Raw genomic sequence first — 12,469 nt, 5'->3', positions numbered from 1 at the left:
AGCTATGCTCAAACAAGTGTCGCTGTTCAAGAGCAACGTTACCTAGACCACATTGTTGTGGATAAAGATGGTGAACTAGCTCCAAAAGCAATCTTGGGCGCAAAAGACGATTTCAATTTCCGGATTAAAGACCAATTTGGTCTAGAGTACAATTCCGATGGTTCCTTCTCAACTACGAACCCAATCGTGAAATACGATTCGATTCTAGGTATTTGCTAAATAGTTAGTGATGTTGTTGGCGGAAATGTTACAATTGATGCAATGACAGCATCTTGTAGTAACAGCAAAAGCGCCAAACGGGAATCGGTTCAAGTATTAGTAACTGCAATTAACTAATAGATTTCAATAGATTTCTAAAAGAAGACTCTTCGGAGTCTTCTATTTATTGCTTAAAATTAGAATGACGTACTGGAAAATACTTATTAATGAAAATGAGAATACATTATCGTATACTACATCTTGTAGCCAAGGAGATAGACGAAATGCTACATATTAATTCATTACTAATTCAAATAGTCGCTTAATTGGATGTGATCCCTATAAAAAATTAAAAAAAATTTCTTTAGAACGCAACTTTTATTAAAGTACTGCGTTTAATACTTTGAAAACAAACATTACTTAAAGGTTACTTATTTTACTTTGGTAAAATAACTCTTTACGACGCTATTCGAGCATTGTATAATGTAACTTGGTATGAATGTCTTATTTTATAGTTTCTGTTTACTAGTTTTCTATGTGGCTATAGGCCCATAAGCAAACTTAGTTATATTACGCTCTAACTCTGGAAAGGGGGTGAACTGACAATGAGTGAATCGAGCTCAAATATTCATAGATCAAACCTAAATAATAAACCCAAAGATATTCAAGGAGGAGAAAAAAAGGTTATGAAAAAAAGTTTAAAAGTAATCGCAACAGCAACAATGGCATTCTCCATGTTCGCGTCGGTGGCAATGGCTGACACAACAACAAGCACTACTACTACTCCTACAGCTACTACAACTGCAACAACAGTTAAGACTTCCAAGGATTTTAAAGATCTTGCAGGTTTAGATGCAACTGTAACTGCAAAAATCGACGCTATGCTTGCTAAAGGTTACTTCGAAGGTACAGCTGCTGATTCCTTCGGTATCAAAGAGAACATGACTCGCGCACAATTCGCAAAAGTTCTTGTATTAGTATCTGGCGTCAAAGTTGACAACACTGTTAAAGTATCCAGCTTTGATGATGTAAAAGCTGATGACACAGCTAACGGTTGGGCAATTCCTTTCATCGAAGCTGCTAAAAAAGCTGGCTTAGTTGATGGTAAAACAGACAAAACTTTTGACCCAGGCGCTAACGTAACTCTTGGTGAGTTCGCCACTGCACTTGTAAAAGGTCTTGGTAAAAAAGTCGACACAACTGGTACTCCTTGGTACGCAGACGCTGTGAAGCAAGCAATCGCGGCTAAAGTTTTACCAGAAGGTACTGACGGTGCAGCATTCGCTACTCGTGCTGATCTAGTAGTTGGCGCGTTCACAGCTGATGCAGCTATCTCAGCAATGGGTAAAGTATCCGTTTCCGAAGCTAAAGCAACTGGCGTTAAAACAGTAACTGTAACTTTCAATAAACCAGTTGACGATACTAAAGCTAATGTTGCATTGACAAAAGGTTCAGTTGCTGTAGCAACAACAGCTAAATTCGCTGATGATAAGAAATCAGTTGTTCTTACATTAACTGATGTTAAAATTGGTGAAGGTACTTATACTGCGACTCTTTCTGGTCTTGATGCTGCTGGTGTTGATAAAACAACTGCAACTTTCACGGCTGAAAACGAAAAAGTTTCCAAACTTGAATTCGTTAATGCTGGTGAAAAAATTGCTAAATCCGTAAACGCAGTAGTTAGAGTAAAAGCAACTAACCAATACGGTGAAGTTTCTTCTTTAACAACTGGTAACTACACAGCTTACGTATCCGGAACAACTCAACCTATTACTAGAAATGATGATACTGGATACCTTGAATTGACAATCGACACATCTGCAAAACAACCTGAAATTGATGTAATTCCTGTGAATGTTTTCTTGACGAATTCTTCAGTATCAGTTCAAAAAGTATTTAAAGTAGGTACTGAGCCTTATGTTACGAAAATTGAGCTTGGAAATGTTAAGTATCCTGCAACAAAAACTGCATTAACTAGCCAGGGCGATACAGCTGAAATTTCCATTACACGCTATGACCAATATGGGGATAAAATTGTATGGAATAATTCTTATGCTCAAGCTATTAAAGACCGTCTTGCAGTTGGAACACCAATTATTACTCCATTTTCATTTGATGCGCTTGCATACGATGCGGTTAATTCAACTTACGATACTTTAAAAGTTAAACTTGCTAACAACATTGATAAAGCTGGCGACTATCAAGTTTCCTTCTATGTTGGTGCTTCCACTGCAACTGCAACAATTAAAACTCAATCATCTCTTCTGGCTCAAAAAGTAGAATTTGGTGAGTTTAATGGTGTTATTGCTGAAGGCGACGGCGCAACTGCTGGAGCTATGAATGGTGCAACTTATATTCCGGTTGTTGCTTACGATGCTGCAGGAGCTAAACTTAGCGCACAAGATATCGCTGACAACGCAGATTTGAAGCGTTTCTCGATTTCCGTATCGGGTGCTGATTATGCTTCTGGAAACAATGGTAACGATGCAATTGTTAGAACTGGTGAGCATAAAGGTCAAATTAAACTTGATAACATTACTTCCTTGTCCAAAGGTGTAGTATACTTGAACCTTGGAATTTACAATGCTAATGTGCAAACAAATGCACAAACAAGCTTTACTGTTCAAGATTCCCGTAAACCAGAAACAATTGTTCTTGATGGCGACAAACCAGCTCAAAAAGGTCTTCTAGGTGCAACTACTACTGTTAAGTGGATTGTAAAAGACCAATACGGTGCTACGCTTAAAAAGACAGTTCCTTCTTTACAAGCTAACTACAAGGTATCTGTAACTGTTACAGGCCAGACTTATGCAACTTTCACAAATACAGCAATTGCTGGTGCTTGGAATGCTGCAACTTCTGCATATGAATTCACAGGTGCTAACTTAGATGCGTTCAACAGTAAAGATCTAGTGTTTACTGCAGCTCTTGCAGGTGGTAAAGATACTGTTAAAGCAGAATTGATTGATGTTGCGAAAGCAAGCACAATTAAATCAGTGGATAGTTCTTTACAAGTTGTTGGAACTAGCGGTTTGACTTACTCTGTAAATGCTGTTAAAGATTTGTTCGCTGCTCTTGATAACTCAGCAACTCCTGCTGATGATAAAGAATTAACTGCTGCAGCTGATACTTTGGGTAACGCTAACGGAATTTGGGCTACATCCAGCAAATTTGCTCGTAAACTTGCAGTAAAAGCAATTGATAAATCAGGTGATGCTGTAGCAATTACAGGTAGCCGCATTATCTCTGCTGGAACTTCTGACAGCAGCGTTGCTAAAGCAGTTTATAATGCTGGAGATGTTTATGTGCTTGGTAACAAAGCAGGTAAAGCAACTCTAACAGTAGTCTTCAAGAAAGATGGCGGATCTACACAAGATCAAACATTGGATCTAAACGTTAAAGCTGATGCTGTTACAGCTGCAAGCATTTCTGCTGATGCTAACAAAACAGGTTTAGCTGGTGGAGCTACAACAGTTCTTGCCCTGATGCCAAACCTAAAAGTTGTTGACAACTACGGAGTTGAATACACAGATACTGACATTGCTAAATACTCTGCATTCCTTGGAGTTCAGTACGTAGTATCTGGTGCGAAAAACTGCACAGTAACAATTGACAACTCAGGTGCTGTAACGGTAACAGATCTTACAACTTCTGCTAATCCTAAATTTGAATTCTCCATTAAGGCAATCACTGCAAATGGTAAATCAGTTTCAACACTTGTTACTAACTAATTTACATTGATAAAAAGGAGACCCCTTGGGTCTCCTTTTTTATTGGGAGGAAAGGATTAATTAATATTATGAAACTAAAGAAAAGCTTAATTATAATTAGCGCTTATATTTTATACCAACTTGCTGGCTTTTCCGTCTCACAAGCCGAAGCCCCAACCCCTGGCTCGTCCACCGACCCGGTGATAACGAAAATGAAAACGGCATCCCGGATGTAACGGGAGGCAAAGACCTTCCAGCGGGAACGGAAGTAGCGCTGAACCATCTTTTGATTTTCCCGGCCGAAGGCCGCGGTATTAAGCCATCGCCAAAGAATACGGCGGACATCTTTGTCATGGTGCGCGGTAGCTATTTGTTGCTGAATCCAAGAAGTTATGAAGAAAAGTTTATCCTTTAATAATATACAACATAATATAATATAAGTCAATATAGTTTGTATTTAAATTACTTTTTCTTGTTGCCATTTTCATGAAGCCCCTTGAACCGTTGCATCCGGTTGCTATTAAAGTTCATAGATTACCTATGGAACTGTCGTAATTAGATATTGTCTGAACTCTTTCAAAACCCGAACCTGTTAGCCAAGATCAGCATACACGGAGGCCATCTATTATTGTCACTACACTATCGAGTGATTGTGAGATGTTGAAAAAAGAAAAAGTATAAGGTAGTATTTGAAACAACAAATTATATTGATAGGGGAAATTCTTCCTTATGAAAAAAAAACTATTGATATTACTTACATGCTTTAGTATTTTTCAAATAACTTCGTTTATTTCAATGTCCCAAGCCGATGCCCCAACCCCCGGCTCCTCTACCGACCCGGTGATCACGAAGAGCTACTTCGACCAGAACACCTTAAGCGAAGCCAAGGTGAAAGAGCTTGTCGCGGCTACGCTAGCTGCCAATGGCAGCCAACCGAGCGCAGGAGGTTCTACATCCGCGCCAGCGACAATGAAGGTTGTCCAATTGCAAAATGGACAAACGCTTTACGCCGGTGCTGGCGCCGAGTTTATCGTGCGAACAGGCAAGGTACTCGCCGTGAGCAACGATGAAAACGGCATTCCGGATGTGACGGGAGGCAAAGACCTTCCAGCGGGAACGGAAGTCGCGCTGAACCATCTTTTGATTTTCCCGGCCGAAGGCCGCGGTATTAAGCCATCGCCGAAGAATACGGCGGACATCTTTGTCATGGTGCGCGGCAGCTATTTGTTGCTGAATGCAGATGGAAGTACGGCTGCACAATAAAGTTTTATCTGCGAATTGTTGTACTAAAACTTAGCTGTTATCAATAATAGTCTTCTCCATAATTTTACCCTTATTGACAACTTCTTATGCGGTTCGACTTCAGGAATCTAGCCATACTAGTGGTGTACCCATATAGGGCAATGCTTACGGAGTGTAGTTATCATAACAAAAACTCTAAGGAGGCGTTTTTTATGGCTAGAGGCAATAATAAAGTGGTACCTGAATCGAAAAAGGCACTGGATATTCTGAAGTATGAGATTGCTGCTGAATTAGGTTTGCCTGTGGGTAAACAAATGTCTCTTCATGCAGATACGGAGTTTGCGACGGAACTAGGTTCTATTCCTTCATCTTCAATCAAAGAAGACTACTGGGGACATATCTCGTCGAGAGATGCGGGAGCAGTAGGAGGAACAATTACTAAAAGGCTGATTCAGAAAGCAGAAGAAGCGCTATTTTCACTTTAAATGATAGGATTTATTCATAATTTTTTCACGGTTATCTGGATTGACACTAGACGACAAATAAAGTAAGATAACTAATTGAAGGTCAATATTTAATTTAACCTTTTCCAATCGGGAAAGGTTCATTTTTTTTGTTTTTACCATTGCGGAATTGAATGTTCTTGTCAGCGTATGAGCGCAAAAGAGGGATTCCGTTTGGCGTGAAAAGCTGCCGCTAAAGCCGGGCCCATTTTTTTTCATATAGAGGCATCGTGTAGAAGCTTTTCAAACATACTAAATGATATTAGGAGGATGAATGATATGGCGCAAGTACGTGGACGTCGCTTATTTACATCCGAATCCGTAACAGAAGGTCATCCGGATAAAATTTGTGACCAAATTTCTGACTCGGTATTGGATGCATTTCTTGCCAATGATCCGAATGCTCGTGTAGCATGTGAGGTATCTGTAGCAACTGGATTGGTTTTGGTAATCGGTGAGATTACTTCAAGCTCCGAATATGTAGATATTCAAGCAATCGCTAGACAAACAATTAAGGAAATCGGGTATACGCGCGCGAAGTATGGTTTTGACTCCCAAACTTGTGCGGTTCTCGTTTCTTTGAATGAACAATCCCCTGACATTGCACAAGGTGTAAACAGAGCCCTGGAAGCAAGAGAAGGTTCGATGTCTGATGAGGAGATTGAAGCAATTGGTGCTGGTGACCAAGGTCTGATGTTCGGATTCGCGGTTAATGAAACGCCTGAGCTTATGCCGCTTCCGATCTCCATTTCTCACCAATTGGCTCGTCGTTTGACAGAAGTTCGTAAAAATGGAACTCTTCCATACCTGCGTCCTGACGGTAAAACACAAGTAACAGTTGAATATGTTGACGATAAACCAGTTCGTGTAGATGCAATCGTTGTTTCCACACAGCATGGTGAAGAAGTTACTTTGGAGCAAATCCAAAAAGATATTAAAGAACACGTGATTAACCCTATCGTTCCAGCTCACTTGTTGGATGCGAACACAAACTATTTCATTAACCCAACTGGCCGTTTCGTTATTGGCGGACCTCAAGGCGATGCTGGTTTGACTGGTCGTAAAATCATCGTTGATACGTATGGCGGTTACGCTCGTCACGGCGGCGGCGCGTTCTCTGGTAAGGATCCAACGAAAGTTGACCGTTCGGGTGCATATGCAGCGCGTTATGTAGCAAAAAACATCGTAGCAGCTGGACTTGCTGACAAATGTGAAGTTCAATTGGCTTACGCGATCGGTGTAGCTCGTCCAGTGTCCATTGCTGTGGATACTTTCGGTACGGGTAAAGTTAGTGAAGAGAAGCTCGTTGAGCTGATCCACAAAAACTTCGACCTTCGTCCAGCGGGCATCATTAAAGAGCTTGATCTGCGCCGTCCAATCTACCGTCAAACAGCTGCTTATGGTCACTTCGGCCGTAACGATCTGGATGTTCCTTGGGAGCGTACAGACAAAGCTGAGTCTTTGAAAACACAAGCATTGGTTTAAATAAAATGAAAGCCGTCCAATTTGGACGGCTTTTCTGCATGTTGCGTGGATAATGAGAGCGAATAATTAAAAAATAATTCATAAATAAAATAAGAACACATGTTTGCTATTCCATATATTTATGGTATAATATTTATATAGTCAAAAAGAAGCTTTTGTATAAATATTATGGTATGATTGGAGTTCAGAATTAAGTAAATGGATCGGGAGTGATGATGTTGGATAATGATTTGAAAGAAGCACTATCCGAGTTACTTAAGTCAGAATTATCACCAGTAATACAGAGATTAGATGGAATAGACAGCCGTCTGGACAGATTGGAATTGGAGCAGAGTCAAATCAAACAAGCTGTACTGGAGACCAATGAGACGGTTAAGAGGATGGAAGTCATCCAAGAGCAGCAGCATACGATTATTGAGCTCTTATCGGCTCGCTCCATTGAACAAGAAGCTAAGCTAAAGTGGATTAAATAATATACATGTCAGATATCTCAAGCAGAGAGCATGCCCGAGTAGGGTCACGCTCTTTTTTTGTTTTCTGGTTCTTTAGCCATTTTTTGGCGTATAAATACAACTCTCCTTCTATCGTAACTTTTTCACTAGTTTAAGAGTCTATATATGTGTCGTTAAAAATGATAGATACTAGACTTAGACTGAAAGAGGAGTGTGGAAAAGCAACATGACGTTACAGAAGCAAGTAGGAATGGGTGCGCTGGCTTGCGTATTAGCGTGGCAATTGGTGGCGGGGACTACGGTACTCGCGGCAGGGCCGACGTTGACACTTAGTTCACAGGAGACGATTACTTCAGGTGCAGTAATGAAGAATTATGTATGGACAACAACGAGAAGCAATAAGGACGTTTCGGTGAACGCCAATGTAGTAGAGGTTGATTTGACGAATCCGAACGTGAAAATAGACGCAATGGCAGGGACGAAGAATCAGTTCACGAAAAACCAGAGTGTTCTTGGTATGGTGAAGGATACCGGTGCTGTAGCTGGTGTGAATGGAGATTTCTTCAATACACAAGCGGAAGGTGTTCCGGAAGGCGCCCAAATTACGAATGGTCAGGTCATGGCGACACCGGCAAAAATATCTGGGCTGTATTCTTTTGCTATAACGAAGAGTAATCAACCGATTATTGATATTTTTGATTTTCAGGGTAAGGTGACGGCTAAGGACGGAACGTCTTTTGATCTTGGCGGTGTGAACAAAACGTATTATTGGGACGATAATGATGTCGCGATGATCGCAGATGGACTTTTCCTATATACGAATGCTTGGGCTTTAAACCAGCGAGCGGTAGATGGAACGCATGTTCCAACAGAAGCACTCATTCAGAATGATACAGTCAAGGAAATTGCCGTAGATACGAATATTAAAATGGTTGCTCCTGCAGATGGCTATATTCTCAGAGGCTCAGGCCTAGCACGGGAGTTTATCGTTAATCACCTCAAAGTCGGAGATAAGATCACCACCAAATATGATATGGTTCCGCATGATGCTTCCAAGACGTATGATTGGAAAAACTTTAAGATGCTGATTGGCGGCAGCACATTGTTAGTGGATGAGGCGAAGCCGAGTTATTTTACTCGTAATATTGGCGATTTCAGTGGTTACAGTCCGCGTTCCCGAACCGCTATTGGCTACTCCAAAGACATGAAGACAGCGTATATCATTACTTCGGATCGGAGTGCAGGCAGTGCAGGAATGACGCTTCCGGAGCTTCAGCAGTTTATGATTGGGGCTGGCGTTTGGAGAGGGATGGTCCTGGACGGCGGCGGGTCGACACAGATGGTTTCAAGACCACTTGGAGATTTCGATCCGAAGTTAATTAATAAAACGGAGAATGGCAATATGCGTTCCGTCGCAAATGGCGTGGGCGTTTATTCGACTGCACCTAAGGGTGATTTGAAGGGGCTTATTTTAAAAGGTCAAAATATTTTATTCATGAATGAATCCAGCACTTATCAATTTAAAGCGTATGATGACTATTATAATCCGATTTCGGTAGATGGTATTGTTCCACAATGGAGTAGTTCCTCGACTAATGGATCTTTCAAAGATAATGTGTTTACACCGACAATGCCAGGTAAGACGCAAATTACTGCTAAGTCAGGCAAAGGCTCTGCTTCGATGGACGTTGAGGTTGTTGGTAGAGATCAGATTACTTCTATGAAATTTAATTCAGGATCTTTTTCAATTACGGAAGGCGGAGATTTCAAGCTGCCAATTTCCGTAACTACAAGAAGTGGCGCAACACGTGAATTGCCCGCGACATCAGCGACATGGGAGCTTAGTGGGATTAAAGGGAATCTGAAAGACGGCGTTCTCCATGTTGATAGCGCTTCGGGTTCTCAAGCTGCTCAGGTTATCGCGAGATATGATGGCTATAGCACAATGGTTACACTGCCAGTTGGTCAGGAGAAGGTTTGGTATGATTTAGATAATTCTGCGGTTATGACAACAAGCGATAAGTATCCGGCAGAGGTTGTTTCAACGGTTAATATCGGGCAAAATAACGGCAATAAGAATTTGGAAATCGCGTATGATTTTACAAAAGGAACAGGAACGAAAGCTGCTTATGCGAGATTCGATGGCACGAACGGTGTTCAGATTCAAGGAGAACCAGAGTTTATTACGGCCAAAGTGCTTGGTGACGGAAGCTTTAATTGGGTGCGCGCTGAAATCATTGATGCCAATGGCAAATTGAATTACGTGAGTTTTACTGAAAATATGAACTGGACAGGCTGGCGCAAAGTAACTGCGGATGTGTCCGATCTCAAATTCCCAATCAAGATCAAGAGTGTTTATGTGGCTAACCCCGCCAATGGACAGGATGAAAGAGCCTCAAAAGGGAAAATTAGTATCGATGATATTTCTTTTATTTACGAGGGACAGCTGGCAGCATTGCCGAAAAATGCAATGAAACTAACGGTGAACAAGAAGCAAGTTACAGTGAACGATAAACCAATGCTGTTAGAACAAGCCCCTACGATTATTAATGATAATACGTTGATCCCAATTCGTTTCGTAACAGAGGCGTTAAGCGGCAATGTGAAGTGGGATGAGAAAGAACGGAAGGTAACTGTCATCCGAGGCGACAAGTTAATTGACCTGTGGATTGATAACGCCGATTTATTGGTAAATGGGGATCGTGTGACGGCGGAAGTGGCGCCGAAAATCATGAATAATGTGACGATGGTGCCTTTACGACTAGTTTCCGAGAAATTAGGCTTCAAAGTAGGCTGGGACCCCCAAAATTATGGGATAACGATCGAATAAATAGTGCTAGAAGTCCACTGCAAAATGGAAAAACTATGATACAATATGGGGTAGACTAATTTCTAATATTGTTTTATAAAAGGAGCATGGTTTCATTTGCAGCCAGACGCTATAGATCGTGTCATAAAAAACGCAATTAACGTCATGGAGAGCAGTAAATATCAAATATTTGAAATCGCTGAAGCTTCTCGCTTGGAAAAAGAGTCGCTCACTCGTGAGCTTGAGGACATTAAGTATGAAACGAATGTCACGATCGAGCTGGTCGACAAGTTGGAGAAGGATTACAAGCGTTCTCGCATTCGACTCACAGAAGTCAGTCGTGATTTCAATAAGTACCGTGAGGAAGATATTAAGATTGCTTATGAAGCGGCTATTGCTTTTCAATTACAGCTCACAATCGCCAGGGAAAAAGAAAATAATCTGAAGGCTCGACGCAATGATCTGCAAGTTCGAACTAAAAATGTGGACAAGCAGGTAGAGCGGGCTGAAACGATCGTCTCACAGATGAATGTCGTACTGGAATATTTATCCGGTGATCTCAATCAGGTCACTCGTATATTAGAATCCGCCAAAAACAGGCAGCTGCTCGGTTTGAAAATTATTTTGGCACAAGAGGAAGAGCGAAAGCGAATCGCGCGTGAAATTCACGACGGGATGGCTCAAACCTTGGCTAATGTGGTGCTTCGAACCGAAATTGCGCAGCGCATGCTTGTTAAGCAGGATATTCCCGCGGTTAGGGAAGAATTAGTAGATTTGAAGGGCCAAGTCAGAGGGGGGCTTGAAGAAGTTCGTAAGATCATCTTCAACCTCCGTCCGATGGCGCTTGATGACCTAGGCATCGTTCCGACTCTGCGTAAGTATGTACAGGATTTCGAAGAGAAGTATCGAATTCGCACGCGATTTAATCTCGTAGGCAAGCAGACTCGTATTCCATCTGGGCTTGAAATTGCTATTTTCCGACTAGTGCAAGAAGCTCTATCAAATGTAATTAAACATGCGAAAGCTACTTTCTTATCTGTCGAACTCACACTGGAACCTGATCAAGTACAAATCTACGTGGTAGATAACGGGATTGGCTTCGACGTGCCGCAGACAGAACAGAGAATAGCCAAAGGGAATAATTTCGGCTTGCTGGGCATGCGTGAGCGTGTTGAGCTGCTGGAAGGCACGATGGTTCTAGAATCCGAAAAGGATTCAGGAACCAAAATTACGATGCTAATCCCAATCGGCGGCGGTGCAGAGAACAAGGAGGAAAATCAGAATGGACAACACGGAGAGCCATAAACGCAATGCACGAATTGTCATTGCGGACGACCATCAGCTGTTTCGCGAAGGTGTTAAACGAATTATTAATATGGAAGATGATATGGAAGTCATCGGTGAGTGCGGTGACGGCATTCAGGTCATCGAGCTGTGCAATCAAATCACGCCTGATATTGTTCTCATGGATATTAACATGCCGCTTGAGAATGGTGTTGTCGCTACAGAGCGCTTAAAGCTTATTTTTCCTGATATCAAAGTCATCATTCTATCGCTTCATGATGATGAGAGCTATGTATTCGAGACCCTTCGCAAAGGTGCTTCCGGCTATTTGCTGAAGGACATGGAAGCGGAGTCGCTCATTAACGCGATTCGTTCTGTTGTCTCTGGTCATGCCTTTATTCACCCGAAAGTTACCGGCAAGCTCATTAATCAACTCAGACGTATGACCTATTTAGATGATGTCGGTGTGGTTGGTTCCGGACAAGGCGTCAAAGATTCAGGTTTTAAATACATACATAATGGAAATAGCCCTCTAACAAAGCGGGAAGCAGAAGTTCTTCGTCTTATGGCGGAAGGTAAAAGCAATAAACTGATTGGGGAGTTCCTCTATATCAGCGAAAAAACGGTGAAAAACCATGTCAGCAGCATCCTTCAAAAAATGGAGGTTGATGACCGTACACAAGCGGTTATTATCGCGATCAAAAATGGTTGGGTAACCCTGTAAGAACCCTTGTTGGAACCTCACTTCCTTTTGCAGCATACACTGCAGATAAGGGAGGGATCCGA

General features: G+C 41.7%; 8 protein-coding genes. All 8 read left to right on the top strand.

What is annotated here, in order from left to right:
* Positions 1–803: 803 nt before the first annotated feature.
* The 8 genes from BLT91_RS22140 to BLT91_RS22100 all read left to right on the top strand — a co-directional run bounded on the left by BLT91_RS22140 (position 804) and on the right by BLT91_RS22100 (position 12,407).
* Positions 804–3,929 carry an S-layer homology domain-containing protein gene (locus BLT91_RS22140; protein WP_090825003.1) on the top strand — a complete coding sequence of 1,042 codons (3,126 nt, stop codon included), beginning with the start codon at positions 804–806 and terminating at the stop codon, positions 3,927–3,929.
* Between the two features lie 708 nt (positions 3,930–4,637).
* Entirely contained in the window at positions 4,638–5,171 is a 534-nt protein-coding gene (locus BLT91_RS22135; RefSeq protein WP_090825001.1) for a hypothetical protein, read from the top strand.
* Positions 5,172–5,362: 191 nt separating this feature from the next.
* Positions 5,363–5,635, top strand: a complete 273-nt coding sequence (locus BLT91_RS22130) for an alpha/beta-type small acid-soluble spore protein (protein WP_090824999.1) — start codon at positions 5,363–5,365, stop codon at positions 5,633–5,635.
* Positions 5,636–5,932: 297 nt separating this feature from the next.
* The gene (metK, locus tag BLT91_RS22120) at positions 5,933–7,138 is read left to right on the top strand and encodes a methionine adenosyltransferase (protein WP_090824995.1); all 1,206 of its coding nucleotides are present in this window, start codon (positions 5,933–5,935) and stop codon (positions 7,136–7,138) included.
* Between the two features lie 212 nt (positions 7,139–7,350).
* Positions 7,351–7,611 carry a hypothetical protein gene (locus BLT91_RS22115; protein WP_254777076.1) on the top strand — a complete coding sequence of 87 codons (261 nt, stop codon included), beginning with the start codon at positions 7,351–7,353 and terminating at the stop codon, positions 7,609–7,611.
* Positions 7,612–7,816: 205 nt separating this feature from the next.
* The gene (locus BLT91_RS22110; RefSeq protein ID WP_090824992.1) at positions 7,817–10,420 is read left to right on the top strand and encodes a stalk domain-containing protein; all 2,604 of its coding nucleotides are present in this window, start codon (positions 7,817–7,819) and stop codon (positions 10,418–10,420) included.
* 96 nt (positions 10,421–10,516) lie between these two features.
* Positions 10,517–11,704: a sensor histidine kinase gene (locus BLT91_RS22105; protein ID WP_090824989.1), complete on the top strand. Its 1,188-nt coding sequence runs from the start codon at positions 10,517–10,519 to the stop codon at positions 11,702–11,704.
* Positions 11,682–12,407, top strand: coding sequence for a response regulator (locus BLT91_RS22100; RefSeq protein ID WP_090824987.1), 726 nt, complete (start codon positions 11,682–11,684; stop codon positions 12,405–12,407). Before BLT91_RS22105 ends, BLT91_RS22100 begins: the two co-directional genes overlap by 23 nt.
* The last annotated feature ends 62 nt before the right edge of the window (positions 12,408–12,469 follow it).

Origin of the sequence: Paenibacillus sp. yr247, from assembly GCF_900103825.1 — a bacterium.
Lineage (GTDB): Bacteria > Bacillota > Bacilli > Paenibacillales > NBRC-103111 > Paenibacillus_E.
The sequence above is the reverse complement of the archived record's forward strand: the minus strand, read 5'-3'. Positions and strand labels throughout refer to the sequence as shown.

Coding starts and splice junctions, on each gene's coding strand:
- BLT91_RS22110 (WP_090824992.1), top strand. CDS start 7,817: ATGACGTTACAGAAGCAAGTAGGAATGGGTGCGCTGGCTTGCGTATTA.
- metK (WP_090824995.1), top strand. CDS start 5,933: ATGGCGCAAGTACGTGGACGTCGCTTATTTACATCCGAATCCGTAACA.
- BLT91_RS22100 (WP_090824987.1), top strand. CDS start 11,682: ATGGACAACACGGAGAGCCATAAACGCAATGCACGAATTGTCATTGCG.
- BLT91_RS22115 (WP_254777076.1), top strand. CDS start 7,351: ATGATGTTGGATAATGATTTGAAAGAAGCACTATCCGAGTTACTTAAG.
- BLT91_RS22140 (WP_090825003.1), top strand. CDS start 804: ATGAGTGAATCGAGCTCAAATATTCATAGATCAAACCTAAATAATAAA.
- BLT91_RS22130 (WP_090824999.1), top strand. CDS start 5,363: ATGGCTAGAGGCAATAATAAAGTGGTACCTGAATCGAAAAAGGCACTG.
- BLT91_RS22135 (WP_090825001.1), top strand. CDS start 4,638: ATGAAAAAAAAACTATTGATATTACTTACATGCTTTAGTATTTTTCAA.